Genomic DNA, 25882 nt, shown 5'->3' on the forward strand with positions numbered 1-25882 from the left:
ACGCGGCAGGACGCGCCACCCAGCGCGGAACTCATAAGATCATGCCCATGGAACAGCCGGGCAACCGGCCAGGTCGCGCCCTGCCGACTGCATGCCCACCCCGGCCCCGGCCAACCCCCGCCGAGGCCGAACGACCGGGTACGACCCATGTCGAGCCCCCAAGTGGCCGCCCGGCTTTCACTTCTGTGCCCCTGATGTTCGTGGAGTTCCGTTTTCACCACAGGGATCCCGATACGCTGAAATGGTGGTGTGAGGGGAGCGACAATCCCCTCGTCGAGGCATCGGCGTCTGGCGCGAAGGGGGCGCGGGCCACGATCCGATCGGCGCGGGAGAGACTCTCCCGCTGGGAGGGGTGACGGTGGACCCGGAGTTCGGATTGGCGGTACCGCAACGGCGCGATCAGCTGACCTTCGACGCGTTCTGCGAGACCCACGAACAGGCGTGGCTCGGTGCCGCGCGGGCCTGCCGGCTGTCCGACGAGCAGGCCCACGCGGTGGTCGACGCGGTACGCGACTGGCTGTGGGGCGACTGGCAGATGCTGCTGCGCGAGGCGGCCCCCGCGGCCTCCGCATGGAAGGTACTAAAGGACGAGATCGCGAAGGCGGGCCTGGCGGCGACGGCCACCGGCGACGAGCACTGGCCCCACGACCAGTGGCGGGTGGCCATACGCACGGCCATGCACCGCATGCGAATGGAATTCACCCCGGACGTGCACGGCACCTACGAGGCGATCCTGTCACTGCCCGAGCGACAGCAGGACGTGATCATCCTCCGCTACGCTCTCGATCTCCGGGACGAAACGGTCGCGGAGTACCTGGGCTCGACGGTGGGGACGGTGCGCTCCAACGCCCGCCACGCCGAGGACCGCCTCAAGGAGAAGCTCGCCCGGAGGAACGCGTGAGTGGTAGATCCGCGGCAACCGAAGTGATGCTGGAACGCAGCCGGGGAGCCGCCCCGGCGCCGCTGCGCCTGGCACACCGTCAGGCCCGGCACGAGCTCGGCATGCTGTGCTCGCTGATCCTCGCCAACCCGGCGGCGGCGAGTTCCCTGGCCAAGCTCGTCGACAGCGAGGTCGAACGCCCGGACGGCGCGCTGGTCCTGGGCGTCCTGCTGAACCTCGCCGACTACGAGGAGGGTGCCCGCTTCTGGTGGGAGTTCGCGGCCGGCGGCGGCAGCCACCTCGCCGCCTCCTGCCTGTGGTTCCTGCACCAGTCGCGCGGCGAGCCCACGGACGCCAACTTCTGGCGTCTCCAGGCCGAGGCCCTGGCCGAACTCCCGCAACCCGACTGGCGGTTGACCTCCTCCGACCGCCCCCTGGTGTCCCGCAGCGTCCGCGCCGAGATACTCGCCCTCTGCAAGCAGGGCATGTCCCCGCGCCTCCCCCCGCGCCTGGCCGCCGTCCTCAAGTCCCTCCCGGTGGAGGACGACAACGGCGACTGGCCCGAAATCCCGCACTGGAGCCCCGACGTCGTCCACCACCTGCGCGCCGCCGCCGACGACGCCCCCCGCTGACCAGTCGGTCAGGAACGGGTGACGTCCTCGGCGATGCCCGCCAGGACCGCCTCGATGCCGGTGCGGAGGGCGGTGAGACGGGCGCCGACGATCGCCTCCTCCTGGTCCGGGTTGGCCTCGATGAAGGCGTGCAGCGGAGTGCGCAGGTTGCCCATCCGCATGCCGTGCCGCACCCGGGTGCCGGCGCCCTCGGGGGTCAGCTCGTAGTACCAGCGGGCGAACGCGTCGCCCTGGGCGGTGCCGATCTCCGGCAGGACCGACCAGCCGAAGCGCTCGTTCGGAGTGAATTCGGTGATCCGGTTGACCACCTGCCACTCGTACCCGTCCGGCCGGGCATTGTGCCCGGCGAAGTGGGCACCCACGACGGGCCCGTCCGCGTCCTGGAGCCACTCGGTGCGCTGGAGTTCCGGGCTGAAGCGGGGGGAGGTGGAGATGTCCGCCACCAGCTCCCAGACCCGCTCCGGCGGGGCGGGAATCGTCGCCTCGACCACCACGGCGAATTCGTCGGAGAGTCGCACGGTTGCCTCATTCCTGTTCACGTCGACCGGCCCGGCTCCCGCCGGGTCCCTGCTCCCGCAAGGGTGTCATGTACCGTCCGGGCCACGGGCGTTGGGGCGCGATCGGGTTCGACCTAAGGTCTGCTAAGCCCGGGAGCGGTTCAGCTCGGGTAACGTCCCGCACGTCGCGGCGCTCGGCATAGACACGATCAATGGCTTCCATGGACGGCAACTCTTGGACGCTATGCGCGCTGGTCATGCATGGTGGATCTCACCAGCCCACAAGGGTCGATCGCCACCGAGAGGAGTGACCCATGCAGAACCTCACCGAGGGCGTCGCCCGCTTCCAGAGGGACGTCTTCCCGGCCAAGGCGGAGCTCTTCGCCCACCTCGCCACCCACCACACCCCCGACACGCTGTTCATCAGCTGCTCCGACGCCCGCGTCGTCCCCGAACTGATCACCGGCACCGAGCCCGGCGACCTCTTCGTCATCCGCACCGCCGGGAACCTCGTCCCCGCCTACACCCCCGAAGCCGACGGCATCTCCGCCAGCATCGAATACGCGGTGGCCGCCCTGAACGTGAAGGACATCATCGTCTGCGGTCACTCCGCCTGCGGCGCCATGACCGCCCTCGCCGAAGGCCACGACCTCACCGCCGCCCCCGCCGTCGCCTCCTGGCTCCGCCACGCCGACGCCTCGATCGCCCGCACCACCAAGGCCGGGGACGTCGACGCCCTGGTCCGCGAGAACGTCCGCGCCCAACTCGCCAACCTCGCCACCCACCCCTCCGTCGCCAAGACCCTCGCCGCCGGCACCGTCACCCTCCACGGCTGGGTCTACGACATCCCCACCGGCAACGTCGACGACCTGACCGCCCCCACCACCGCCGCCGCAGCCTGAGAACCGAGGAACCCACCGTGGACTTCGCCCAGCGCACCATCGACATCGCCCGCCAGAACGTCATCGAGGGCGGCCGCCCCTTCGCCACCGTCATCGTCAAGGACGGCGAAATCCTCGCCGAAAGCCCCAACCTGGTCGCCCAGACCGGCGACCCGACCGCCCACGCCGAGATCCTCGCCATCCGCGACGCCTGCACCAAGCTCGGCACCGAACACCTCACCGGCACCACCATCTACGTCCTCGCCCACCCCTGCCCCATGTGTCTCGGCTCCCTCTACTACTGCTCCCCGGACGAGGTCGTCTTCCTCACCACCCGCGACGCCTACGAGCCCCACTACGTCGACGACCGCAAGTACTTCGAACTCGACACCTTCTACAGCGAGTTCGCCAAGCCCTGGCAGGAGCGCCGCCTCCCCATGCGCCACGACGACCGCACGGACGCCGTCGACGTCTACCGCCTCTGGCAGCAGCGCAACGGCGGCGAACGCCACGTCGCCGGCGTCCCCACCGCCGAATAACCGACGCGATCGGGACCCCCACCCGCCCCCACCCATCGGACGAACACACAGCCCGGCACAGGCCATCGGGAGCGCCCGGCCAGGACCGAGCCGGGCGGCACCCCCACAGCCCTCGCGGCAGCAGGTCAGCGACAGCGGGCCGGGTCCACCACACTCGTCAACTCCGTCCCCTTCAGCAACATTTGACCTCCCCCTCCCCGCCGATCGCGCCTTCGATACGGTGACGACCATGACCGACACCTTCGCCCCGCCCGCCGACGCCGCCGACGCGATCGCAGAACGGGCCGTCCACCTGCGCCTCGAGGCACACCGCGCCTCGCACGCCGCCGCCGAGTGGGGCGGCAACTACAACTTCCAGGCGGACATGGCCCATCACCTCAAGGCCGCGCAGGACGACGTCTTCCTGGAATGCCTCAGCCAGGTCCTGGGCACCGACGAGCCCGCCGCCGAGGCCTACATCGCAGGCTGGGCCACGAGGAACGGAATCGACCCGGACCCGGCGACCGTCCGCATCCAGGACATGCCGACCGCCAGCCAGCTCTTCATCCAGCGCGCCGAAGCAGAAATCCTGGCCACCCTCCGCGAAGCAGGCACCGCCGGGCTCCCCAGGAAAACCCTGCTGCCCATGCTCGCCAAGCTCGGGTGGCGCGAGGAGGAGACGTGGATCAAGCGAACCCTCAACGCGGGCACCATGGTTGAACGCCAACGCGGGCGCAGCACCGTCTACGTCCACAGCGCCGCCACGGCTCCCCACCCCGAAGGACCGGCCGAACCGACGCCGTGACCAATCGGCGCCCAATCGCTGCACCCGAGTCCACAACAGGCGTCTCCGCAGGTCAGCGCGCCCGCCCCCGCGCCTTCAGCGGCGTGTCGGGAAGCTCCGGAGCCCGCAACCGAGGCCCGTCGTAGCCGTGCACCTCCCCGAACCGGGCCCCCTTCTCCCAATCGGCCCGCGCCTGCGCGATCTCCTCGCCGGTGCGGCCGATGAAGTTCCACCACATCACCAGGCGTTCCTCGAAGGGCTCGCCACCCAGCAGCAGCACGGCAGCGTCGGTGCGGGCCCGGACGGAGAGTTCGCGGCGCCCGCACCCCAGGTACAGGATCGACCCCGGCTCGACCGGCACGCCGTCGATCTCGGCGCTGCCGGACATCGCGAGGACGGCGTACTCGAAGCCCTCCTCGACGGGCAGGCGGTGGGCGGCGCCCTCGCGCAGCGTCAGGTCGGCGCCGGTGATCGGGGTGTACGTGGTGCCGGGCGAGGTCGCGTCGTCGAGGGTGCCGAGGATCAGGTGGGCCGCGAGGCCGTCCGCGGTGACGACGGGAAGCTCGGGGTGGTGTTCGAACGAGGGGGCGGTGTGCCGGTACGCGTCCGGCAGGGCCACCCAGAGCTGGGCGCCGTGCAGGAGGCGGGCGTGGTCGCGCGGCGACTCCTCGGAGTGCGCGATGGCCCGTCCGGAGGTCATCAGGCCCAGCTCGCGCGGGCGGACGGTCTGCAGGCTGCCAAGGCTGTCGCGGTGCAGGATGCTCCCCTCGTGCAGCCAACTGACGGTCTGCAGGCCCATGTGCGGGTGCGGAGGCACTTGCATGCCGGGCTCGTCGGCGATGTCGTCGGGGCCGTAGTGGTCGACGAAGCACCAGGCGCCGACCATCCGCCGGCCGAGGTTCGGCAGCAGTCGGCGCACCACGGTGGACTCCCCCAGCGGCACCTGGCGGCCGGTCAGCAACTCCTGGACGGGGCCGGTCACGGCCTGCTGCCCGCACACCGCGGGGGCGGGCTTGAGATCGAGGTTGCTCATGGCGGCCAGTATCGGCCGCCGTCCCCGCCGCCCACCGCAGCGACTCGTCAGCGAGCCCCGAGCAGCGCCATCGCGTCCGGCATGACGCGTCGCCAGAACCCATCGGTGTGCTCGCCGCGCGGGAAGTGCGCCTGGACGCCGCGCACGCCGGTGAGCTTGCGGGCGGCGGGGCAGAACGGGTCCTCGGTGCCGCACCAGACTCCGGTCCGGTCGACTTCGCCGAGCTCACCGAGGTGCTGCAACGGCTCGTGCTCCCGCCAGTCGGCCTCGTCCCGGTACGCGCCGACGGTCCGGGCGTCGCCCCAACCCCGGAACAGCGCCGGGCCGAGCAGCGCGACCGCCGACAACCCGCCCCGACAGGCGCGCGCGTACTGGAGCGCGCCGGAACCACCCATCGATATACCCAACACCCTGGTGGGATCCGGTAGTTGACGGCTCGCCAACCAGCCGGGCAACTCCCCGGTGAGCATCGCCATCGGATCGTCGCCGGGACTGCGCGCATGCCAGTAACTGTCGCCACCGTCCACCGCCACCACCCGGAACGGCGGGACACCGGCCGCGACCGCAGCCGCCAGGAACTGCGGCACCCCGAGATCGACGAACGACGCCGCACCGCTCCCGTGCCCGTGCAACGCCAAACAGACCGGCAGATCGGCCTGGTCCGCCCCCGGCGGGTCCATCACGACGATCCGCACCTCGCGGCCCCGGGCCCGCGAAATCTCGCTCTCGCTGCGCACCCGCCCACCCGCGACCCCGGGCACCACCCCGTCCCGCCCGGTCATCCTGAGCGCCCGCCGAACCCGGGCACCCCCGGGCAGCACATCCTCGACCATCCCCCCACCGACCGCACCCGCCCCGACCACCGCAACAGCCAGCGCCCCCAACAACCGCCGCCGCCCCAAACTCGGCACCGCCGTCACCCCATCAACTTCCGCCGCCACCCGCACCCTTGCTCCGCCCCACCATCGACCTGACACCCGCCAATTGACCGGACGCCGCATCACGGGACGCCGGACAGCCACGGTCCGGTTTCACGGGATCGGGCCGCAGCGGGGCGAGTGCCGGCAGTGCGCTGCGCCTGCGATGCGCGGACAGGTCGCCAGCGGGAAAGCTGTGCATGGTGGATGCTGCGTTGACCGCCCCGGCAACCACCGCCGGAACTCGAGTGGCGCAGGCGCCAGTCACGGACGCCTGCGCCGGTCTCCGCGACCGGGTCCGCCGCCTCGGCCCCGGCCCCGGCCCACCGGCCCGAACACCGAGCACCGAACACCGAACACCGAGCACCGAGCACCGAGCACCGAGCACCGAGCACCGGCAGGCCGACCCACCCATCACCGTCACCGTCCGACCCCAACGGCCAACGCCGGCAGGGCCGCCCGCCCCTCAGCCCGTGCCATGCCGTCAGTACCGTCAGTGCCGCCAGTACCGTCAGTACCGTCAGTGCCGTCAGTGCCGGCAGCCCCACCCGGCCGCCGCCGTCGCCGTCTCGGCCTGGGCCCGCAGGGCGCTGACGGCGGCGGCCGGGTCCGCCGCGCCGTACACCGCCGAGCCCGCGACGAAGACGTCCGCGCCCGCCTCCGCGCAGGCCTCGATGGTGGCGGGGGCGACGCCGCCGTCCACCTGGAGCCACAGGTCGAGGCCGTGCTTGTCGATGAGCTGCCGGGTGCGGCGGATCTTGGGCAGCATGATGTCGAGGAAGGCCTGGCCGCCGAAGCCGGGTTCCACCGTCATGATCAGCAGCATGTCGAGTTCGGGGAGCAGGTCCTCGTAGGGCTCGATCGGGGTGGCGGGCTTGAGCGCCATCGAGGCCCGGGCGCCCTTGGCGCGGATCTCGCGGGCGAGGCGGACGGGTGCGGCGGCGGCCTCCACGTGGAAGGTGACGGAGCCGGCGCCGGCCTCCACGTACTGCGGGGCCCAGCGGTCGGGTTGTTCGATCATCAGGTGGCAGTCGAGCGGGATGTCGGTGGCCCGGGCCAGGGATTCGACGATCGGCACGCCCAGCGTGAGGTTGGGGACGAAGTGGTTGTCCATCACGTCGACGTGCAGCCAGTCCGCGCCGCGCACCGCCTCGGCTTCCTCGGCGAGGCGGGCAAAGTCCGCGGACAGGATGCTGGGGCTGATCTGGGCCATGATCGACCACCTTCGTGCGGGGGCTGGAACGCCGCGGGAAACGGGTACTTCGGCCCCATCATCCCGCGCCCCGTCACCCGCAACCGCACACCGCAACCCCCGGGTGACCGTCATCACACCCCGGCCGAGGTTACCGTGGCGGCCACCGTGGCCATCAGCCCCCTGTACCAACCCCCAGCCCCACCCCACCCGTCAATACCCATCAATACCCATCAATCCGACAGCGCCCGAGGAAGGCCTCCCCCATGTCCGCTACCGCCGCCGCCCACCCAGCCCGCGCACTGTGGCGGCTCTACGAGCCGGTGTACGCCGTCACCTTCCTCCAGCCCGAGAGCCGCGCCGCCTTCGAGGCGGTGGGGCTGGACGGCAGCTGGCGCGGCTACTTCGCCGGCCGCGCGGCCCCGTTGGGTGCGGTGGACGCGCCACAGGTGATCGCCGCGTTCTTCAGCTTCTCCCCGACGATGGTCGAGCAGGCCGTGCCGGACGTGTGGACGCACGCGAGCCCCGAACAGGCGCTGGCCGCCCGGCTCCAGAGCTCGGAGGCGGTGCTGGCCCGGCTGCTGGAGCCGGTGAAACCGGAGCAGGTCGACGCGGCGGCGACCGCGCTGGACGAGGCGGTGGCCCAACTCGACTGCGCGGGCCGGGTGTTGGCAGCCGCCAACGCCGCACTCCCCCGGCCGACGAACGTCTACGGGCGACTGTGGCAGGCCGCGACCGTGCTGCGCGAGCACCGCGGCGACAGCCATGTGGCGGCACTGGTCGCGGCGGGGCTGGACGGCTGCGAGGCCCCGGTTCTGCACTGCGCGCTGGACGCCAGCCGCGAGGTGCTCCAGCCGATGCGCGGGTGGACGGACACCGAGTGGGAGGCGGCAGCGGCGCGACTGGTCGAACGGGGCTGGCTGACGGCGCAGGGGACGGCCACCGAGCTCGGCCGCATCCAGCACCGGTCCATCGAGGCCGCCACCGACCTCGCCGCCGGCCGCGTCTGGGAAAGCATGCCGCAGGACGAACTCGACCACCTGAAAGCCGACTTGAAGCCGATCGCGGCGATCTGTCGCGATCGGATGCCGATCAACCCGCTCGCGATGCCACCGGCGGACCACTGACCCGACCGAACACCGGCGCCCCGCCCTGTCCGAAATCCGCTTGCCGGTACCCGCGCGGAGGAGGCCGCCGAGCGCCCCGGCACCCGGACAACCCGGCCGCGGCACACAGAAGTTCACACGGCGGCAACACATGCCCTTCCCGCCGCCGACCCGCTCTGGCAGGCTCACGAAGCAGCTGGACCCGCACAGCTCGACCCTCACCGAAAGGCGTCCGATGACCCAGGTCGTCCACCCCGCACGTGCCCTGTGGTGGCTGTTCGAACCCGTTCACGCGCTCACGTACTTCTCGCCGGAGGCCCGCGCCGCGTACGAGGCGGCGGGGCTGCGGGGGTACTGGCGCGGATACTTCGGTGGGCGGTCGGCGCCGCTCGGCGCGGTGGAGGCGGCGCCGGTGGTGGCCGCGTTCTTCAACTTCGCGCCGCAGATGGTGGAGCGGGCACTGCCGGAGATCTGGGGGCGGGCGACGCCCGAGCGGGCGCTGGAGGCCCGGGTGGAGGGTGCGACCGGTGCGCTCGGGCGGGTGCTGGCGGAGGTGAAGCCGGATCTGATCGACCGTTCGGTGGAGCTGCTGGAGCGTGCCGTCGAGGGCCTGGACTGCGCGGGGCGGGTGCTGGCCGCCGCGAACGCCGCGCTCCCGGCGCAGGACGGGCGGCTGGCCCGGCTGTGGCAGGCCACCACGGTGCTGCGCGAGCACCGCGGCGACGGACACGTGGCGGCGCTGGTCGCCGAGGGGCTGGACGGCTGCGAGGCGCTGGTGGTGCGCTGCGCGCTGGACACCCGCCGGGAGACCATGCAGCCGCACCGCGGTTGGACGGACGCCGAGTGGGACGAGGCGACGGAGCGCCTGATCGGACGTCAGTGGCTGGCGGCGGACGGTTCGCTGACCACCGAGGGCCGCCGCCGCCACCTCGCGCTGGAGGCCGCCACCGACCTGGCCGCGTCCCGGGTCTGGGCACACTTCCACCGCACCGAGCTCGACGAACTCGCCGACGCGCTCCGCCCGATCTCCACCGCGTGTCGCGCCGACCTGCCGCCAACCACCCCGATCGGCCTGCCGAACGCCTCCTGACCACCCATCTCGGGCCGCCGCCGTTCGAGTGTCAGTACGGCGGCGGCCCGAGCAGAACGCCGCGGCCCGCGTAGAACCGGTCGAAGTCGGCCCAGGGCACCCGGGCGGCGCGCTGGGATTCGTCGGGGAAGCCGGACGGGTTGTGGATGTACAGCGCGTCGTCGTCGGCGCCGACGGCCAGCACCAGGTGGCCGCCGGGGCGGGGGACCTCGGGGGCGAGGGTCCGGATGGCGGGGTGGACGGAGATCATCGGGAGGACGCCCCGGGCGAGTTCCTCCGGCAGCCGGTCGACGGGCAGCGGGCTGATCGCCTGCGCGTCCAGGCCCCAGCGGGTGCGGACGTAGTCGGCGAAGGGCGAGTGGATCAGCCCGTCGAGCCGCCCGTCGGGGTGCCGGATGTACGCGCCGGCCAGTTCGCACTCCTCGGCCAGCCGCACGGACGCGGGGGCGACGCCCCACCAGTGGTCGAGGACCATCCGCAGGCAGGCCATTCCGCACAGCCGCCAGGACCAGTACTCGTACTCGCCCTCGTCGGCCGCACCCGAGCGTTCCCACAGCGGGTCGTCGGCGGCCCGCAGTGTGCCGTCCAGGATGTCGGGCACGAGTTCGGGCGACTCCCACTGGGAGTAGTAGGGCACGGCATGGCTGATCGGCTTCACCCGGTCATCCTGACGTACTTTCATCCCGATCCGGCGCACCCTCGCCCGCGACACCTCAGAACCCCTCCACCACCCGAACAGCGGCACCCCGTACCTGCTCACCCGCACCCAGCCGAGTGACCGCCCACTCAACTCCCTGCCGTGCGATGATCGTTGCTCCCCACCGGACGGAGCCGGCAGTGAACGAAGCCCCACCGAACCTCGAACTCGGACCCCCGGCGCTGGTTCGAGAAGGCGCTGTGACCGGGCCCGTCGTCAGCCTGTGGCGGGCGGGGCTCACCGCCGTGCCGGACCACGTGTGGCAGCGCACCGACGCCGAGGTGCTGATCCTCGCCGAGAACGCGCTGACCGAACTCCCGGACACCATCGGCGACTTCACCGCGCTGCGCACGCTCGACCTGGGCCACAACGCGTTCACCGCCGTCCCCAAGCGGCTCGGCGACCTCACCGGCCTGCACGGGTTCCTCTACCTGCACGACAACCGGCTCACCCGGCTGCCGGCCACTCTCGGCCGGCTCCACCGCCTGCGCTACCTGAACGTCGGCGACAACCCGCTCACCGAACTCCCGGACACCATCGGCGACTTGGCCGAGCTCATCGAACTCCGGGCGCAGCGCTGCCAGTTGACCAAGCTCCCGGAGACCCTCGGCGCACTCTCCCGGCTCCGCGAGCTGCGCCTGGAGGCCAACTCCCTGACCACGCTCCCGGATTCGCTCGCCTCACTCCTCCAGCTGCGCTGCCTCGAACTGCGCGGCAACGCCCTGACCAGCCTCCCCCGCGCCCTCGCCGCCCTGCCGCTGCTGCGCGAACTCGACCTGCGCGGCAACCCGTTGGGGCCGCTGCCCGACTGGCTGGCCGAGCTGCCCGCCCTGGAGAAGCTCGACCTGCGGTGGACGCCGTCCGCACCGGACCCGCGACTGGTGGAGCGGCTCGAACGGCGCGGCTGCACGGTCTGGTACTGACCCCCGGGAGCACAGAACCGCCCCCCGGGGGCCCGGGATCACCAGGCGTAGTGCTCGGGGGCGGTGCGGTGGCCGGGGAAGATCTCGTCCAGCCGCTCCAGCGTCTTGGCGTCCAGCTCGACATCCAACGAGCGTACGGCGGCGGTCAGTTGCTCCTCGGTGCGGGGGCCGATGATCGGCGCGGTGACGGCGGGGCGGCTGCGCAGCCAGGCGAGCGCGACGTCGCCGGGCTGGTGGCCGAGTTCGTCGCACAGGTCCTCGTACGCCTGGATCTGCTCGCGCCGCTCGTTGAGGGTGTCGACGGCCCGGCCCTGGGTGCGGCGCACGCCCTCGCGTTCCTTGCGCAGCACGCCGCCGAGCAGGCCGCCGTGCAGCGGCGACCAGGCGATCAGGCCGAGGCCGTAGTGCTGGGCGGCGGGGACGACCTCCAGTTCGACGCTGCGCTCGATCAGGTTGTACAGCGACTGCTCACTCGTCAGGCCGAGGAAGTGCCGGGCCCGGGCGGCTTCTTGGGCCTGGGCGAGGTGCCAGCCGGCGAAGTTGGAGGAACCGACGTAGATGATCTTGCCCTGGAGGGTGAGCACCTCCATCGCCTGCCAGATCTCGTCCCAGGGGGTGGCCCGGTCGATGTGGTGCATCTGGTACAGGTCGATGTGGTCGGTCTGCAGGCGGCGCAGGCTGGCGTCCACGGCGCGGCGGATGTTGAGCGCGGAGAGCCGGCCTTCGTTGGGCCAGTCGCCCATGTCGCCGTAGAGCTTGGTGGCGATCACGGTCTTCTCGCGCCGGCCGCCGCCCTTGGCGAACCAGTTGCCGATGATCGTCTCGGTGAGGCCCTTGTTCTCACCCCAGCCGTAGACGTTGGCGGTGTCGAAGAAGTTGATGCCGTGCCCGTGCGCGGCGTCCATGATCCGGTGCGCGTCGGCCTCTTCGGTGTGCACGCCGAAGTTCATGGTCCCGAGGCACAGCGGGGAGACGGACAGGCCGGTGCGGCCGAGGTGGGTGTACTCCATGACCCCAACCCTCTGCCGCCCCGGACCGGTTGTCCAGTGCGCAACACCTTTACCAGGATTGACGCATCCTCAGCGCCCGGCGCGGGCGAAGTTCCGTACGGCGAGCGGCACCGCGATCGCCAGCAGCAGCGCGCACCAGCCGAGCGCGGCGGCCACCGGGTGCTGCGCGGGCCAGGCGTCGCCGGGCGCGGACGGGTTGCCGAACAGTTGCCGGCCGGCCTCCACCACGGAGCTGACCGGGTTCCACTCGGCGATCGCGGCCAGCCAGCCGGGCATCCCGCCGGTGGGCACGAACGCGCTGGTCAACATCGACAACGGGATGGCGAGGACGGCGAGTTGACCGGCCGTCTCCTCCTTGCCGACGGCCAGGCCGAGCGCGGTGCCCAGCCAGCCGCAGGCGAACCGGAACAGCAGCAGCAGGCCGAACGCGCCGAGCGCCGGGCCCAGTCCGTGCCGGATCCGCCAGCCGGCGGCCAGGCCGACCAGCGCGGTCGGCACCAGGACGACGGCGGCCACCAGCAGGTCGGCCAGCGCCTGCCCGGTGAGCAGGCCGAGCCGGGACACCGACATCGACCGCAGCCGGTCGGTGACGCCCCGTCCGGCGTCCCGCGCGCCGCCGACCATGGCGGGCATCACGGCGTTCACCGCGACCATCGCGAACAGGCCGGGCATCAGGTACTCGCGGTAACCGCCGCCCGGCACGTTCATCGCACTGCCGAACACGTACCCGAACACCCCGACCATCGCGACCGGCACCATCAGCGAGGACAGCAGCAGACCGGGCGAGTGCCGGTAGATCAGCAGAATCCGCCGGGCGGACGCAGCGGCGTCCACGGGCATCGTCAGCGCACTCATGCGGCCATCTCCGTCTCCGTCACGGCGCCCGCGCCGGTCAGCGCGAGGAACACGTCGTCCAGCGAGGGGGTGCGCAGCGCGACGTCCCGCGCGACCACCCCGGCAGCGTCCAACTCCCGTACCAGGTACGGCAGGACGAGCGGCCGGGCCGGGTCGGAGACGGCACTGACGCGGTACTGCGCTGCGTCCACCTCCGGTGCGCCGCCGGTGAGCACGGCCAGCACGGCGCGGGCCCGTTCCAGGTCGGCGCCCTCGGGCAGGGTGAGTTCGACCAGGGTCCCGATCGCGGCCTTGAGTCGCTGCGGGGTGTCGTCGGCGACGGCCCGCCCGCGGTCCAGCACGGTGATCCGGTCGGCCAGCCGGTCCGCCTCGTCCAGGTACTGGGTGGTCAGCAGGACGGTGGAACCCTGTGCGGCCAACTCCCGTACCGCAGACCAGATTTCCCGTCGGCTGCGCGGGTCGAGCCCGGTGGTCGGCTCGTCCAGGAACAGCACCCGCGGCCGGGTGATCAGGCTCGCCGCCAGGTCCAGCCGGCGGCGCATCCCGCCCGAATAGCCGCGCACCAGCCGATCGGCTGCCTCCTCCAGCGCAAACTCCGCGAGCAGCTCCGCCGCCCGCGCCCGGGCCTTCGCCGCTCCCAAGTGGTGCAGCCTGCCCAGCAGTTCGAGGTTCTCCCGGCCGGTGATCCCCTCCTCGACCGCCGCATACTGCCCGGCCAGCCCGATCACCCGCCGCACCGCCGCAGCCTCCCGCCGCACCTCGTGCCCGCACACCCGGGCCTCCCCCCGATCCGGCCGCACCAGGGTGGCCAGGATCCGCACCAACGTGGTCTTCCCCGCCCCGTTGGGCCCGAGCAGACCGCACACCGCCCCTTCCGGGACGTCGAGTTCGAGTCCGTCCAGCGCGCGTGTGGCGCCGAAGGTCTTGCCCAGGCCGCGAACGGCAATGACCGGGTCGCTCATGGCAGGCCCTTTCTAGGTACAACGTACGTAGTGTCGCTCCGCAGGAGATTACTGGGTACGACGTACGGAGTAAAGCCTCCGGGTCGGCGGACGCACCGACGGATGCCAGGCAGCGACAGCGAGTTGGACCGGGCGGACCTCGGACGGCGTCCGCACCGACGCCGGTGGGGCGCGCGCGGCGATCCCGACTACGGGCGGAGCAACGGCGTCCTCGGCCGGCGCCCCTCACCCAGGCCCCGATGGCGACGGGCCGACGCTCCGGGGGCGGGCCCGCCGCGACGGCCGACCGGGCCGACGCTCCCGGGTCCGGAGCCGGGCGGCGTATCCGGAGATCGCCCACTGCTCACCCAACTCCTCCGGCGCGGAAAGCGGTTGTTCCGGCACCGGGGCAACCGGGGTCTTCATCTGCCGCACAACGTCGACGCATCGACGCACCACGCTACGGCAGGCGCACCACGCCCCCCGGGCCGACACGGCCGCACCGGACCGCACCGGCACGAGGCGCCGACCACGCTACTCGCGCGGCGGCGCCCGGCGCGGAGCGGTCAGTCCTCGACGTCGAGCTCCGCGAGAAACTCCGGCACTTCCTCCAACTCCTCCGCGAACGTCTCCGGATCGTCCTCGACCAGCACGTGGTAGTGACCAAACGCTTCACGCAGCGCGCCCTCCTCCCGCCACACCGCGAGCCGCACCAGTCCCGCCGCCAGGACGGGCCGGGCCGCGGCCCCGGCGCGGAGCGGTCAGTCCTCGGCGTCGAGCTCCGCGAGAAACTCCGTCACTTCCTCCAACTCCTCCGCGAACGTCTCCGGGTCGTCCTCGACCAGCACGCGGTAGTGACCGAGCGCTTCACGCAGCGCGACCGCGGCCTCGGCGTCCCGGCCGTCCTCCGCCCGCCACACCGCGAGCCGCACCAGTCCCGCCGCCAGGGCGGGCCGGGCCGCGGGATCGGCGGCGGCCAGGTCTCGCCGGCAGGCGACCGACTCCTCGGCGACCGCCGCGGCCTCCGCCGGACGGTCCAGCTCGTGCAGGCCCATTGTCTGAATGTCCAGCACGTCGGCCAGCCACGCCGCAGGCGCGGGACCGCCGTCACGGGCTTCGAACAGCGCCCGGCCCAGCACGGTGCACTCCTGGGCGGCCGCCAGCGACTCGGCCGGGCGGTCCGCACCGAGCAGCGCGCCGGCCAGGGCGTGCAGCGCGTCGACGAGTGTCGGCAGCCACCGGTCCGGATCCTGCCCGGCCGCCCACCGCCGGTGCCCGACCGCCTCCCGCCAGGCCTCCGCCGCCTCGGCGAAGCGGTCCTGACGGGCCAGCGCCATGGCGACCGCGCCCCACCCGCCCGCGACCGCCGCCCCGAGCATGGCCGCCCCGGGCAGGTCCGCCGCCCGGGTCCACGCCACCGCTTCCTCGTTCACCGCGGCCGCTTCCGCGGGCCGGTCCAGCGCCAGGAGCCCGCCCGCCAGCAGACCTGCCGCCTCGGCCAGGGCGGCCCGGTACAGTTCCGGCCGGTCCTGCGCCAACGCTTCGAACTGCCGGAACGCGGCCACCCAGTGCTCCGCGGCCTCCGCCCACCGATCCGCCTCGGCCAGTGCCCGGCCCAGCATCACCACGACGCCCGCCGACAGTGACCGGTCGGCAAGCGGGGCGTCCCCGGGAAGCGGCCGGGCCCACTCCGGAATCTCCCGGCTCACCACCAGCACCTCCTCCCACCGCCCCAGCGCACCCAGGTGGAGCAGGTGGGTCGCCAACACCCGCTTCAGCAGCGGCTGGCAGGTGCGCGGATCGTGCGCCGCTGCGGCCCGCAGCAGCCCGGCGGCCTCCTCGGTGGCCGCAACTGCCTCCGGCAACCGGCCCGATGCCACCAGAGCGCCGGCCAGGCCCCCCAACGCCCCGGCCATTTCGACCCGTTGGCCATCGGCCGGGACGGCCGCCCGGAACAGTTCGACGGCCTCCGCCCCGGCGGCCAACGCCTCCTCGGCCCGCCCCGCCGGCACCAACGCCTCCGCCAGGCTGCTCAGCGCCAGCGCGAGGCGGGCCGGGCGATCCGGCGATCTGCGCAACAGTCCGACCGCTTCCTCGGCGTCCGCCAGCGCCTCCTCCCACCGACCCAGAATCAGCAGGCTGCCTGCTCGAAGCGTCAACGCACCGGTGAATTCCACCAGTTGACCACCGTCCTGGCCCAAACGGCGCAACCGCTCCACCACTTCGGTGCCCGCCGTCACCGCCTCCGCCCAGCGGCCGGAGGCGGAGAGCATCGCCGCCCGGAGACTCGCCACCCGTCCGTACAGCTCCGCGTGCCGGTCGGGATCCGCCTCGGCCAGCGCCTCGCCGATCTCCACCGCCTCCCCGAGGTCCGTCAGCGCCTCCGCCCACCGACCGGCTGCCCGTCGTCCCTCGGCCAGTGCGTGCAACGCCTCCACCAGGGCAGGCCCGAACGCCTTCGACAACCGGCCCGCCACCGACCGGAAGTACGCCACCGACTCCGCCCCGGCCACCAACGCCTGCTCCGACTCGCCCAGTTCACCCAGACCGGTGGCGAGGCCACCCAGCGCGATCGCCAACTGCTGTTCGACCAGCTCCGGTTGGACGGCTAGCCCCCGCCGGCATACCGCGACGGCCTCGCGCGCCACCTCCACCGCCCGCGCCCACTGCCCGTCAGCACCGAGGCTGGCCGACTGGACGTTCAACGCCAGGCACAGGCCCATCAGATGGGCGGCCGGGTTGCGGTCGGCCAGCGCCCGGCAGCGATCCACCGCCTCCTCTCCCACCAGCACCGCTTCGTCCGTCCGGCCGGCGCCGCAGAGCCCCTTCGCGTACAGCGTCAGCGCCACGCCGAGCGCGCCCGGCGGCACGCCGGGCGCCCGGTGCTCCTCGACCGTCCCGGCGATCACCGACAGCGCCTCCTCGTCCCTGCCGCTCTCGCTCAGCGCGCCGAACAGTGCGAACACGGCGGCGGCCGACCGCTGCCGGGCGCCCGGGGCCCGGCCACCCGTGGCCAGGGACTCCCGGCCCAGCGCCACCGCCTCGTCCCACTCGCCCAGCGCGCAGAGGCTCAGGGCCCGCAGCCCCAGCGCCTCGGCGAGCAGCTGGTCCCGCCCGCCGCCAGGCGGTAGCGCACGGAATCCGGCGGAAGCCAGCTCGGCGGCCGCCAGCGCCTCCCCGTACCGGCCCTGGGCATGCAGCGCGCGGGCACCGTTCGTCAGCGCCATCGCCTGGCCGAGCGGGTGCTCCCCGACCGCCCGGAACTGCTCGGCCGCCTCCCGGGTCGCCGCGAGCGACTCCTCCCAGCGGCCCAGGTCGCTCAACGCCTTGGACAGCACCACCAGGGACCCCGCCAGCGTCTGCCGGTGCACCCCGGAACCCAGGCCGGCCAGCCGGCGGTGGTGCCGCACCGACTCGGCCGCCGCCTCCAACGCCGCCTCCCACTCGCCCAGTCCGCCCAGCTGGACCGCGAGATTGTTCAACTCCTTCGCCAGACTGTGCAGATGGGTGTCCGGATCGTCCTCCGCCAGCGGCCGCAGCCGACCGACTCCCTCCCGGGCGAGCGCCGCGGCCTCCTCGGGGCTGCCCGCCTCGCCCAGGATCCGCGACAGGCCTGCCAGCATCTGCCCCAGGCCGGGCTCCGCCGCCGCGTCCGGCCCCCGCAGGCCCGCCACCGCCTCCCGCGCCGCCTCGGCCGCCTCCTCGGGCCGGCCCGCACTGCTCAGGCATCCGGACAGCACCCCGAGGGCCAGCACGCGGACCAGCACGATCTCCCGGTCCGGATCCGCCTGCGCCCGCAGCCGCTCCACCGCCTCCCGGGCCACCGTGACCGCCTCCCCGATGAGCCCGGCATCGGCCAGGCCCGCCGCCTGCAGGGCCAGCATCAGCGCCAGGTTCGGCAGATACGCCCACGCGTCCGCGGCGGCCAGCAGGCGGAACCGCTCCACGGACTCCCGGGTGGCCTGCGACAGCTCCGCGTCCGGCGGCCGCACCGCCAGCCCCGAAACGGCCGCGTCCAGCGGATGGTCGCCGTCCAGCCCGGTCAGTCCCCGGCCCACCACGACCGCCTCCCGGAGCACCGGCAGCGACTCCTGGTTGCGACCCGCCAGCAGCAGCACCTTCGACAGCGTGCCCAACGCCAGTGCGAGCCGCGGCAGTTGTTTCTCCGGGTCGCGCTCCGCGAGGCGCCGCCGCAGCTCCACGGACTCCCGGGCGGTCGCCACCGCTTCGTCGAGACGCCCGACCTCACCGAACGCCTCGGCGAGGTCCCGCAGCGCCGCCGCCAGCGCCGATTCCCCGCCGCCCGGGTCCGCCGCCCGGCACTCGTCGACGACCCGTTGTCCGAGCTGCACCGCCGTGTCCGCCAGCACCACGCTCACCGGCGGGAACAGCGCCTGCAGCAGCCGCAGTTCGAGAAGCGAACGGCCGCGGTCCTCGATCACGGCGCGCAGCGCGGCGACCAGCGGCGCGGGCCGGGCGCTGCGGGTGGCGGCGTCGACCACTGCCCGGGCCAGCCGGTCGTGGTGCCGGACGCACAACTCGGTGAGGTGCCGGTCCAGACCGCCGGCCAGCAGCGGGTCCGCGGCCGCCCGCACGTAGACGGTGACGAGCTGCGCCCGCTGGGCCCGGTCCGCCCCCGCCACCAGCCCGCCCGCCAGGCCGGGGTCGGCCAGCAGCACCCGGGCCACCTGCCGCTCGGCGAGCCGGTCCGGCTGCAGGGCGCCGAAGGGGTGCGGCGGAGCCACCGGGTACAGGTCGGCGAGCCAGCGGGTGACGCGCTCGCGCATGTCCGTCGGCTGGTCCGCGACCACCGGGACGCGCAGCCACAGCTCGCGTGCCTGCTCCAGGGTCGCGGCACCGCACAGGTGGGCGGCGGCGAGCGCCGCCTCCAGGGTGTCCGGCGACAGCACGGAAGCGAGCCCGCGCGCCTGCGCGGCACGCACCCAGTAGCTGCGCTCGTGGTCGAGCAGCCGGTCCTCGACCCGCTGCGCGCCGCCCCGGTGCGCGCCCGGGCGGGCGGCGTCCAGCAGGTCCGCCAGTGCGGTCATGTGCAGGGTGAGAGGGTTGCTGTACCGCTTCCCGCCGAGCCCGCCGGGGCCGGTCTGCGCCGCGGCGAGCGCCGCCCAGTCCGGCCCGTCGCACCCGGGCAGCGCGGGCAGTGCCGCCGCGAACCGCTCCACCACCGCCCGGTACAGCTCCGGCCGGTCCGCGGGCAGATCGTCCTCCAGCCCGCCCAGCGCCCACTCCGGCGCGCCGTCCAACTGCTCCCCGATCCGGCTGCGCAGGTCGCGTTCCCACCAGTCGCCGCGGGCGCGGGCCAGCAGCAGGACCTTGAACGGTCGGCTTCCCGAGTGGTCCGCCGCCGCCCGGACCAGCCCGACCAGCTGTTCGGTGCGGCTCTCCGCATAGTCGAGCACCACCAGCAGCGGCCTGGTCACCTCGCGCAGCTCGAGCAGCTCGTCGGCGCCCAGCGCGGGCTGCGGCCAGAGCACCGCCCAGCCCCGCGCGGCCTGTTCACGGGCGAACTCCTGTGCCAGCCGGGTCTTGCCCTGGCCGGCCGGCCCGTGCACCAGGCAGGCATCGAACCCGGCCGGTTCGGACCAGTTCCGCAGCTGCCCCAGCAGCGCGTCCCGGCCGTGGAACGGGACGATCCGGCGGGTGGCGTGCAGCAGCGCCGCGGGCGAACGCGCCGGCGCGCCGTACCGCTCGGGATGGGCCGCCTGGTCCGCCAGTTCGTGCAGTTCTACGGCCTCCAGATCGGCGACCAGGAGGCCGTGGGCGGCCAGCGCGGCCCCGAACGCCGGATCGTGGTGCAGCGCGTACGCGGGCGACAGCACCAGCTGACCGTTGCCGCTGTACGCGCGCTCGGCCGTCACCACGCCGGTCAGCAGCGGCCCGCAGAACACCGCGCCGCCCGACATCCCGCCCCACACCGGCACCGGCCGGTCCCAGCCCGGCGCACTCTCGCGCACCGTCATCACGTACCGGTCGGCGACGTACCCGGTGCCCGGGTTCAGCCACCCGGACGACTGCTCCACCTGCGCCGCCCAGCCGTCGCGCTGGGCATGCTCCGGCAGGCCCCACGCCTGGCAGTCCACCCCGGTCCGGTCGGTGACCAGCCGCCCCCAGCGCACCGGCCGCGGCTCGGCCCAACCCGGGCCGTCGTCCACCCGCAGCAGCGCCGCGTCGTCCCGGCCCCCGACGTGGCCGCACCACACCACGACCGCGCCGAACGTCCCCGCCTCCCCCGGCCGGAACACCCGCACCCGCACCCCGACAGCCGCCGCGCCCCCACCCGACGGCCCCGCCACCGCGTGCGCCGACGTCAGCACCAGCCGCCCGCCGATCGCACAGCCGGACGCCGGCCCGGCCAGCGCGTCCACCCCCACCACCCGTCGCCGATCCACCCGGCCCCTCCCCTCGCCCGCGGTGTACCGCCGGCCCCGGACGGGACCGGCGAACGCAGCCCTGCCCGACGGCCCGCTACTCCGGGATGCGGTCCGAGGTGTCACCCGGACCCGACGGACGGGTCGGGTCGCCGTGCACCAGCAGGTCACCACCGTTCGCAGCGCGCGGGGTCAGCGTGAACGAAACCCGGTGCGTCCGGCCGCGCGAAGCGCCCGCCTCGACCTCCGCGCCGACCGCGAAAATCTTGAACCCGCCCTTCGCCTTGGTGTCGGCCCGCAGTTCGACCTCGAACTCCATCTCCACCGGCCCCACCGCGAACACCAGATCCGGGTGCTCACCCCCGACCCGGGCCGCCGCCAACAACTCGTCCCGCACCGCCGCCACCGCATCCACCAGCGGAATGTCCATGCCCAACCCTCTCTGACGTCCTGCCACTTCGGCGGGCACCACGGTAGGCCGCCGCCCCCCGTGCCCGCAGCGGAATACGTCCGTCACTTGCGTAGACTGACCGCCGAGGTGATCCAACAATGTCGTCCGGCGAGGAACCCGAGCTGATCTGGCTGCGCCCGGAACACTCCGGCCGCGGCCCCCGCCCGGCACACAGCCGGACGTCGATCGCCCGGGCAGCAGTCGACCTCGCCGACCGCGAGGGCCTGGACGCGGTGACGATGCGCCGGATCGCCGCCGAACTCGGCGCCGGCACCATGTCGTTGTACAACTACGTGCCGAAAAAGGAGCACCTCTTCGACCTGATGGTCGACGTGCTCGCCGGCGAATACGACCTACCTGAACACCCCACCGGCGACTGGCGAACCGATCTCACCCTGCTCGCCCACCAGTTGCGAACCGTCCTCACCCGACACACCTGGGCCACCACCCTGATCGCCCACCGCCCCGGCCTCGGCCCGAACGGCCTCCGTGTCACCGAGTACCACCTCGCCGCACTCGCCGGAACCCCCCTCGACGGCACCGCCAAAATGGAAGCCTTCTCCCAACTGACCGGCTACGTCTGCCAATTCACCGACTGGCAACACCGCTCCACCGCCGCCGGCCACCGCTGGCTCACCGACCTGGTCCGTTACCTCCAGACCGCCACCGCCACCGGCCAGTACCCCCACCTCGCCGCCACCCTCGCCGAGAACGCCGCCCCACCCGACACCGACACCACCTTCGAACGCGGCCTCCAACGCCTCCTCACGGCCCTGGTCAAGGGCTAGGGGCGCTGGGGGTACCCCCAGCGAAGCGAGGGGGCGGAACTGCGCGAAGGGGAACGCACCCCGCCGCAAGATCGCGACGCACGACAATCACTTGCACGTGCTCGCGACCTCACGGACCGGTGAGCGCTCGCGCAGCGCCGAACCTCAGGCAGTCCGCCGCAGCAACGCCAGATACATCGCGTCCGTCCCATGCAGGTGCGGCCAAAGCTGAACGTCGGGCCCGTCCCCCAGCTCCGGCACGCCCGGCAGCAGCGGCCGGGCGTCGACCCACTCCACGTCCTCGCGGCCGCGCAGCACGTCGTCCACCACGGCGCGCGTCTCGGCCAGGTGCGGCGAGCACGTCGCGTAGCCGACCACGCCGCCGACCCGCGCCGCGTCCAGCGCGTTCCGCAGCAACTCCCGCTGCAGCGGCCCGAATCCGGCAATGTCCTCGGGTCGTCGGCGCCACCGCGCCTCCGGCCGACGTCGCAGCGCACCCAGACCGGAGCACGGCACGTCCACCAGCACCCGGTCGAACGCCCCTTCCTGCCAAGCCCCTTGCGTACCGTCCGCCGTAATGACCGCATACGGCCCGGGATTCCCGTTCAACGCACGCGCCACCAGCCGGGCGCGGTGCGGCTGCTTCTCGGAGGCGACCAGGGCCGCCCCGCGCGAAGCGGCGATCGCACCGAGCAGCGCGGCCTTGCCGCCGGGGCCGGCGCAGCCGTCCAGCCAGAGCCGGTCGGGGCCGTCCACGGGGGCGTTGGCGAGTGCGAGCGCGACCAGCTGGCTGCCCTCGTCCTGCACGCCGGCCCGGTTCTCGCGGACGGCGTCCAGCCCGGCGGGGTCGCCGCCCTCGGCGAGCCGCAGCGCGTACGGGGACCAGCGGCCGTCCTCGGCCTCCGGCAGCGCCTCGCGCAGTTCGGCGACGTCGGAGCGGCCGGGGCGGGCGACGAGGGTGACCTCGGGGCGGGCGTTGTCGGCCTCCAGCAGGCGCTCCATCGCGGCGCGGCCGGAGTCCTCGGGCTGCCAGCGGCCGAGCGCGTCCCACAGCGAGGAGACCACCCAGCGCGGGTGCGAGTGCACGACGGCAAGGTGGTCCTCGGCGTCGTCCTCGTACGGCGGGGCGACCTGGGCGACCCAGCCTTCCAGGTCCTGCGCGCTGATCTTGCGCAGCACGGCGTTGACGAACTTGGCGCGGCCGTCGCCCAGCACCACGCGGGCGAGTTCGACGGTCGCGGAGACGGCGGCGTGGCTGGGGATGCGGGTGCCGAGCAGCTGGTGCGCGCCGAGCGAGAGGACGTCCAGCACCGGCGGGTCGACCTCGCGCAGCGGGCGGTCCACGCAGGCGGCGATGATCGCGTCGTAGGTGCCCTGGCCGCGCAGCGTGCCGTAGACCAGCTCGGTGGCGAGCGCGGCGTCGCGACGCTCCATGCCCTTGCGCTCGGCCTCGCGGAGCAGCGACGGCAGGATCAGGTTGGCGTACGCGTCGCGCTCGTCGACGGCGCGCAGCGCGCGGAACGCGACGATCCGGGCCGGGTCCTTCTTGGGGCGACGGTGCGGACGGGGGGCGCGCTTGGCGCCGGCGGGGGTGCTCAACGGGTGCCTCGAAACAAAGTGCTGCGGATCAGGTCCGACCCGGCAGCGCGGCCGGGCCTCACCCCGAAGTCTAGGGCGCGACCCGGCCGAACCGGACATCAACCGGCGTCAGCCCTCGAAGCGCTCGCCGGACTCGATCCGCGCGCCGCGCGCCCAGTCGGCGGCCGGCATCGCCTTCTTGCCCTGCGGGCGGACCTCGCCGAGCTCCACCTCGTGACTGCCGGTGCCGACCCGCACACTGTTCTTGCTGACGGCCAACTCCCCTGCCGCCAGGCCGACTTCACCGGGCAGCAGCCGCACGGGGCCGGTCACCTTGAGCCGCTCGCCGCGGAACGTGGTCCACGCGCCGGGCGCGGGCGCGCAGCCGCGCACCACCCGGTCGACCCGCAGCGCGGGGTGGGTCCACTCGATCCGGGCGTCCTCGACGGTGATCTTCGGCGCCAGCGACACCCCGTCCACGGGCTGCGGCTCGGGGCGGGCCTGGCCGTCCTCGATCGCGTCCATGGTGCGCACCAGCAGGTCCGCGCCCGCGTGCGCGAGCCGGCCGAGCAGGTCGCCGCTGGTGTCGGTGGGCTTGACCGTCTCGGTCAGGACGCCGAACACGGGGCCGTCGTCCAGGCCCTCCTGAATCCGGAAGGTGGACGCGCCGGTCACCTCGTCGCCCGCCATGATCGAGTGCTGGACGGGGGCCGCGCCGCGCCACGCGGGCAGCAGCGAGAAGTGCAGGTTCACCCAGCCGTGCACCGGGATCTCCAGCGCACCGGGACGGATCAGCGCGCCGTACGCCACCACCGGGCAGCAGTCGGGGGCGATCTCGGCCAGCCGGGCCATGAACTCCGGCTCACTGGGGCGGGCCGGCTTGAGCACCTCGATGCCCGCCTCCTCGGCGCGCTGCGCGACGGGGCTGGCCACCAGCTTGCGCCCGCGCCCGGCCGGCGCGTCGGGGCGGGTCACCACGGCGACCACCTCGTGCCGGGAGGCCAGCAGGGCGTCCAGGGCGGGAACGGCTACCTCGGGGGTGCCGGCGAAGACGAGACGCACGGGCATGGGCCTTTCTTGAAGTCACACCGACCAGCAGGAAGTCCCACTGGTCAGAACATCGGATTGCCGGAAAATGATCGTCACTTGATCGGGCCTCCGGCTCATCGGGCCTTCGGCTCATCGACCCCCGCGACAATCCCGCAATCCCGTCGAAACACGTCGGAACACATCGGAACACGTGGAAACACGTGGAAACACGTGGAAACACGTCGAAACGCGGAGCACCAACGGGCGCTCGGCGTCGAACCCGTCAGCGAATGACGCCGAACGTGGAATGCGGCGAGATCTTCACCGTCGGCGCCGGAGCCCCGCCCCAGTCCGCCTCCCGGATCGCCTTCATCGCCGCCTTCCGGGTCTCCCGGTCCAGCCGGTCGATGAAGATAATCCCGTCCAGGTGGTCGGTCTCGTGCTGGATGCACCGCGACAGCAGCTCGGTGCCCTCCACCGTCACCGGGTCCCCGTACATGTTGAAGCCCTTCGCCACCACGCCGAACGCCCGCTTGGTGTCGAACCGCAGCCCGGGCAGCGACAGGCAGCCCTCGGGGCCGTCCTGCTCCTCCTCGGTCAACGACAGGTCGGGGTTGATCAGATGCCCCACCACACCGTCCACGTTGTACGTGAACACCCGCAACGAGACGCCCAGTTGCGGCGCCGCGAGGCCCGCGCCCGGCGCCTCCAGCATGGTGTCCGTGAGGTCCTTCACCAGCCTCCGCAGCTCCTTGTCGAAGGTGACCACCGGCTTCGCGGCGGACCGCAGCACGGGGTCACCGAAGATCCGGATCGGCTGAACTGCCAAGACTGCGACTCCCTCTGCACCCGGAACGGGATGTGAACAACGACCTACCGGGAAGTCTATGCAATCCCCGTCACCTGTTCGGAGCGGTCACCGACAAATCCCGACTCGCACTCCGGGCGTGACCCAACGACCCGACGTGCGTTGGTCAATGCGAATTGACCGGGACGCGCGAGCGCCCCGAGCACGCGACCCGACCGAGAGGTGGCAACCAGGCCATGGCCGAGCAGATCAACCACGACGCCCGGGCCAGGGCGTCCCTTCACCTGCTGGTGCGGGACATCGAGCGGGTCCGTCGCCAGGTCGACGCCCTCCGCACGCTCACCGCCCAGCTGGGCAACGTCTACCGCCCGCGCCGCCCCAGCACCTCCGCCGGCTTCGTGGTCTACGGCCGGGCCCCCGCCCCCACCGTCCGGCTCGCCCAGGAGCTGCGCGAAAGCGTCGAAACCCTGGTCGCCGCCGCCGTCGAGTTCGACCGCGCCCTCGGCTTCTCCTGGGACTCCGTCGGCTCCGCCCTCGGCGTCACCAAGCAGGCCGTCCACCGCCGCTACGGCGTCCGCCGCCCCACCACCGAACTCCTCCCCGCCCCCCGCGAAACCGAGACGGCGCCCCCGGCACCCCCCGCCCCCCGCCCCCCGATCCCCCAGGCCCGCCAGGCCAGCCCCTTGATGCCCCAGCGCACCCGGTAAGGAAGCAGGGGCGCGGGGAGCTGCGCGAAGGGGAACGCACCCGCCAGCAAGATCGCGACGCACCACAATGACCTGCACGTGCTCGCGGCCTCACGGACCGGCTTGCGCTTGTCGCCCAGCTCTCCCCGCGCCCAAAAATTTCGTACCCATTCCCCCCACCCCGGTGGTCCCCCTCCCCCTCCCGTCCAAGAATCGATCTC

At 73.3% G+C, this 25882-nt stretch carries 24 protein-coding genes; 10 read left to right on the forward strand and 14 right to left on the reverse strand.

Features of this window, described 5'->3' with window-relative positions; all coding sequences use genetic code 11:
- Nucleotides 1-358 precede the first annotated feature (358 nt).
- The gene (locus ACFYS8_RS20115) at nt 359-901 is read left to right on the forward strand and encodes an RNA polymerase sigma factor (RefSeq protein ID WP_387642857.1); all 543 of its coding nucleotides are present in this window, start codon (nt 359-361) and stop codon (nt 899-901) included.
- A complete protein-coding gene (locus ACFYS8_RS20120) occupies nt 898-1512 on the forward strand; it encodes a hypothetical protein (protein ID WP_387642858.1) in 615 nt (204 codons plus the stop codon). The genes ACFYS8_RS20115 and ACFYS8_RS20120 overlap by 4 nt, the downstream gene beginning before the upstream one ends.
- A gap of 8 nt (nt 1513-1520) precedes the next feature.
- Here ACFYS8_RS20120 and ACFYS8_RS20125 read toward each other — a convergent pair whose 3' ends face one another.
- The gene (locus tag ACFYS8_RS20125) at nt 1521-2030 is read right to left on the reverse strand and encodes an SRPBCC family protein (RefSeq protein ID WP_387642859.1); all 510 of its coding nucleotides are present in this window, start codon (nt 2028-2030) and stop codon (nt 1521-1523) included.
- A gap of 293 nt (nt 2031-2323) precedes the next feature.
- Here ACFYS8_RS20125 and ACFYS8_RS20130 point away from each other — a divergent pair, with 293 nt between their 5' ends.
- From ACFYS8_RS20130 to ACFYS8_RS20140, 3 genes are all read left to right on the forward strand, one after another.
- On the forward strand, nt 2324-2911 hold the full coding sequence (locus ACFYS8_RS20130; protein WP_387642860.1) for a carbonic anhydrase: 588 nt from the start codon (nt 2324-2326) through the stop codon (nt 2909-2911).
- A gap of 17 nt (nt 2912-2928) precedes the next feature.
- Nucleotides 2929-3429: a nucleoside deaminase gene (locus ACFYS8_RS20135; protein WP_387642861.1), complete on the forward strand. Its 501-nt coding sequence runs from the start codon at nt 2929-2931 to the stop codon at nt 3427-3429.
- A gap of 229 nt (nt 3430-3658) precedes the next feature.
- Complete coding sequence (locus ACFYS8_RS20140; RefSeq protein ID WP_387642862.1) at nt 3659-4213, forward strand: hypothetical protein; 555 nt, start codon at nt 3659-3661, stop codon at nt 4211-4213.
- A gap of 52 nt (nt 4214-4265) precedes the next feature.
- Here ACFYS8_RS20140 and ACFYS8_RS20145 read toward each other — a convergent pair whose 3' ends face one another.
- From ACFYS8_RS20145 to rpe, 3 genes are all read right to left on the reverse strand, one after another.
- The gene (locus ACFYS8_RS20145; protein WP_387642863.1) at nt 4266-5225 is read right to left on the reverse strand and encodes a pirin family protein; all 960 of its coding nucleotides are present in this window, start codon (nt 5223-5225) and stop codon (nt 4266-4268) included.
- Nucleotides 5226-5272: 47 nt separating this feature from the next.
- A complete protein-coding gene (locus ACFYS8_RS20150; RefSeq protein ID WP_387642864.1) occupies nt 5273-6007 on the reverse strand; it encodes an alpha/beta hydrolase in 735 nt (244 codons plus the stop codon).
- Between the two features lie 664 nt (nt 6008-6671).
- Entirely contained in the window at nt 6672-7358 is a 687-nt protein-coding gene (rpe, locus tag ACFYS8_RS20155; RefSeq protein WP_387643036.1) for a ribulose-phosphate 3-epimerase, read from the reverse strand.
- Between the two features lie 242 nt (nt 7359-7600).
- Here rpe and ACFYS8_RS20160 point away from each other — a divergent pair, with 242 nt between their 5' ends.
- A complete protein-coding gene (locus ACFYS8_RS20160; RefSeq protein ID WP_387642865.1) occupies nt 7601-8461 on the forward strand; it encodes a hypothetical protein in 861 nt (286 codons plus the stop codon).
- 214 nt (nt 8462-8675) lie between these two features.
- Nucleotides 8676-9530, forward strand: a complete 855-nt coding sequence (locus ACFYS8_RS20165) for a hypothetical protein (RefSeq protein ID WP_387642866.1) — start codon at nt 8676-8678, stop codon at nt 9528-9530.
- A 31-nt stretch (nt 9531-9561) separates the two neighbouring features.
- On the opposite strand, the gene ACFYS8_RS20170 is transcribed toward ACFYS8_RS20165, so the two are convergent.
- The gene (locus tag ACFYS8_RS20170; RefSeq protein WP_387642867.1) at nt 9562-10212 is read right to left on the reverse strand and encodes a C39 family peptidase; all 651 of its coding nucleotides are present in this window, start codon (nt 10210-10212) and stop codon (nt 9562-9564) included.
- A 215-nt stretch (nt 10213-10427) separates the two neighbouring features.
- Here ACFYS8_RS20170 and ACFYS8_RS20175 point away from each other — a divergent pair, with 215 nt between their 5' ends.
- The gene (locus ACFYS8_RS20175) at nt 10428-11150 is read left to right on the forward strand and encodes a leucine-rich repeat domain-containing protein (protein WP_387642868.1); all 723 of its coding nucleotides are present in this window, start codon (nt 10428-10430) and stop codon (nt 11148-11150) included.
- A gap of 38 nt (nt 11151-11188) precedes the next feature.
- Here the strand turns inward: ACFYS8_RS20175 and ACFYS8_RS20180 are convergent, their stop codons facing one another.
- The 6 genes from ACFYS8_RS20180 to ACFYS8_RS20205 all read right to left on the reverse strand — a co-directional run bounded on the left by ACFYS8_RS20180 (nt 11189) and on the right by ACFYS8_RS20205 (nt 20772).
- On the reverse strand, nt 11189-12160 hold the full coding sequence (locus ACFYS8_RS20180) for an aldo/keto reductase (protein ID WP_387642869.1): 972 nt from the start codon (nt 12158-12160) through the stop codon (nt 11189-11191).
- Nucleotides 12161-12229: 69 nt separating this feature from the next.
- Nucleotides 12230-13015 carry an ABC transporter permease gene (locus tag ACFYS8_RS20185; protein ID WP_387642870.1) on the reverse strand — a complete coding sequence of 262 codons (786 nt, stop codon included), beginning with the start codon at nt 13013-13015 and terminating at the stop codon, nt 12230-12232.
- Nucleotides 13012-13977 carry an ATP-binding cassette domain-containing protein gene (locus tag ACFYS8_RS20190; RefSeq protein WP_387642871.1) on the reverse strand — a complete coding sequence of 322 codons (966 nt, stop codon included), beginning with the start codon at nt 13975-13977 and terminating at the stop codon, nt 13012-13014. The genes ACFYS8_RS20185 and ACFYS8_RS20190 overlap by 4 nt, the downstream gene beginning before the upstream one ends.
- 545 nt (nt 13978-14522) lie before the next feature.
- On the reverse strand, nt 14523-14669 hold the full coding sequence (locus tag ACFYS8_RS20195; RefSeq protein WP_387642872.1) for a hypothetical protein: 147 nt from the start codon (nt 14667-14669) through the stop codon (nt 14523-14525).
- 48 nt (nt 14670-14717) lie between these two features.
- Nucleotides 14718-20363, reverse strand: coding sequence for a hypothetical protein (locus tag ACFYS8_RS20200; RefSeq protein WP_387642873.1), 5646 nt, complete (start codon nt 20361-20363; stop codon nt 14718-14720).
- 76 nt (nt 20364-20439) lie between these two features.
- Complete coding sequence (locus ACFYS8_RS20205) at nt 20440-20772, reverse strand: trypco2 family protein (protein WP_387642874.1); 333 nt, start codon at nt 20770-20772, stop codon at nt 20440-20442.
- A 119-nt stretch (nt 20773-20891) separates the two neighbouring features.
- Here ACFYS8_RS20205 and ACFYS8_RS20210 point away from each other — a divergent pair, with 119 nt between their 5' ends.
- Complete coding sequence (locus ACFYS8_RS20210; RefSeq protein ID WP_387642875.1) at nt 20892-21581, forward strand: TetR/AcrR family transcriptional regulator; 690 nt, start codon at nt 20892-20894, stop codon at nt 21579-21581.
- A gap of 144 nt (nt 21582-21725) precedes the next feature.
- Here the strand turns inward: ACFYS8_RS20210 and ACFYS8_RS20215 are convergent, their stop codons facing one another.
- The 3 genes from ACFYS8_RS20215 to def form a co-directional block, all read right to left on the reverse strand.
- The gene (locus ACFYS8_RS20215; RefSeq protein WP_387642876.1) at nt 21726-23159 is read right to left on the reverse strand and encodes an RsmB/NOP family class I SAM-dependent RNA methyltransferase; all 1434 of its coding nucleotides are present in this window, start codon (nt 23157-23159) and stop codon (nt 21726-21728) included.
- Between the two features lie 108 nt (nt 23160-23267).
- On the reverse strand, nt 23268-24200 hold the full coding sequence (gene fmt, locus ACFYS8_RS20220) for a methionyl-tRNA formyltransferase (protein ID WP_387643037.1): 933 nt from the start codon (nt 24198-24200) through the stop codon (nt 23268-23270).
- Between the two features lie 250 nt (nt 24201-24450).
- A complete protein-coding gene (def, locus tag ACFYS8_RS20225) occupies nt 24451-24996 on the reverse strand; it encodes a peptide deformylase (protein WP_387642877.1) in 546 nt (181 codons plus the stop codon).
- Nucleotides 24997-25211: 215 nt separating this feature from the next.
- Between def and ACFYS8_RS20230 the strand changes: the two genes are divergently transcribed.
- On the forward strand, nt 25212-25682 hold the full coding sequence (locus ACFYS8_RS20230) for a hypothetical protein (RefSeq protein ID WP_100585116.1): 471 nt from the start codon (nt 25212-25214) through the stop codon (nt 25680-25682).
- Nucleotides 25683-25882: the final 200 nt, after the last annotated feature.

Origin of the sequence: Kitasatospora sp. NPDC004615 (genome assembly GCF_042873545.1) — a bacterium.
In the GTDB taxonomy this organism is placed as follows: domain Bacteria; phylum Actinomycetota; class Actinomycetes; order Streptomycetales; family Streptomycetaceae; genus Kitasatospora.